Origin of the sequence: Streptomyces sp. NTH33 (genome assembly GCF_003236365.1) — a bacterium.
GTDB lineage: Bacteria > Actinomycetota > Actinomycetes > Streptomycetales > Streptomycetaceae > Streptomyces.
In genome coordinates this window covers 1-1370 of sequence record NZ_POTZ01000891.1, presented here as the reverse complement: position 1 = coordinate 1370, position 1370 = coordinate 1, and the positions used below count along the sequence as shown (strand labels likewise).

The window sequence follows — 1370 nt, the reverse complement described above, 5'->3', positions numbered from 1 at the left end:
GGTCGTACCGCCGCAGTTCGTGAACACGGGGCTGCCGGAGTTCGCGCGCTGTCTGGCGCTGCTCGGGCGGATGTGGCGGCTGCGTTTCGGTCTGAACCAGGAGCAGGCGGGCCGCTGGACCGTCGACTTCCAGGCGCAGCTGGCGGCTTTGGACCCGGCGGCGCTGGGTTCGCCCGAGAGCTGGTGGTCGGTGCTGCTGGAGCAGATGTGGGACGGGCTGCTGTGAGGCGCTCCGGCTGACGGCCGCACGTGGGTGCGGACAGGGCCGGGCCCGGTCGTGGACGACCGGGCCCGGTCTTTTTGTGTCCGTGGTCCTCGGTCTTTCGGGTGCCGGCCGGCCCGAGCGCCCGGAGTGTCGCGTTATGAACACGCACGCCCCATACATCAAGATATGCGCGTAATCATCATGTCGTATTCCGTTCGTGCCGTTCGGTGATGTTCCGGCGGTGTTCCGGCGGAGAGGGGTCCAGGATGAGCAGCGCACCGGGGTCGCCGCACGGCTTCGTGGTCGTACGGGGGCGCGGCTACCGTCCCGTCCAGGTCGACGCGTACGTGGCCGCCCTCTCCGACGACCGGGACGCCGCGTGGGAGCGTGCGGCGCGGCTGACCGTCCTCGCCCGGGAGATGGAGGCGGAGCTGGTCCGGCTGCGTGAGGCGGTGGCCGGGCTGGGCCCTCAGACGTACGAGAGTCTCGGCGAGCGCGCCGGGCGGCTCTTCGAGTTGGCCGAGGAGGAGGCGCACGCGGTGCGCAAGGGCGCGCGGCGGGTGGCGCAGCGCCTGGTGGAGACGGCGCGGGCCGATGCGGAGGGCGTACTCGGGGCCGCCCGGTCGCAGGCCGACGCCGTGCGCGCCCAGGCCGACGAGCAGGCCGAGCGGCGCCTTCTCGCGGCGCGTGCGGAGGCCGAGGAGCTGCGGGTCACGGTGCGGCGGGAGGCGAAGGAGTGCCGTGGCGAGGCACTGGCCGCGCTGCGGGAGGCGCGGCAGCACGCCTCCGGGATGCTCGCCGCGCAGGCCAGGGAGCACGCCGAGCGGTGGGCGGAGGCGGAGCGTGCGGAGGCCGAGCGGGCGGCCGCCCTCGAAGCGGAGCACGCCGCCCGGGCGGCGGCCGCCGAGGCGGCCATGTCGGAGGCGGTGCGGGCGCTCGTCGAGGCCGAGCAGGCGGCGCGGCAGGGGCAGCAGGAGGCGCGGGCCCGGGCGGCGGAGGTGCTGGCCGAGGCCCGGCTGCGGGACGAGTGGATCGCCGGGGAGACGGAGCGGGCGCTGCGTGGGCGCGACGCGGTGCGGGACGGCGCGCGGGACGGCGCGCGGGCGCAAAAGGACCCGGTGCGCAGCGGTGTGACGGGGCGCTGACCGGGCGGGAACCTGAGGGG

The 1370-nt window shown here is 75.7% G+C and carries 2 protein-coding genes; both read left to right on the top strand.

Annotated elements, in window-relative coordinates; all coding sequences use genetic code 11:
- The coding region (locus C1I97_RS37310; RefSeq protein ID WP_181447099.1) for an SUKH-4 family immunity protein at positions 1 to 226 on the top strand (226 nt) is incomplete at its 5' end.
- 245 nt (positions 227 to 471) lie between these two features.
- A complete protein-coding gene (locus tag C1I97_RS37305; protein WP_111007290.1) occupies positions 472 to 1350 on the top strand; it encodes a cellulose-binding protein in 879 nt (292 codons plus the stop codon).
- Positions 1351 to 1370: the final 20 nt, after the last annotated feature.

What these genes read in the sequence shown, in the direction of transcription:
- C1I97_RS37305 (WP_111007290.1), top strand. Translation starts at nt 472, where the DNA reads ATGAGCAGCGCACCGGGGTCGCCGCACGGCTTCGTGGTCGTACGGGGG.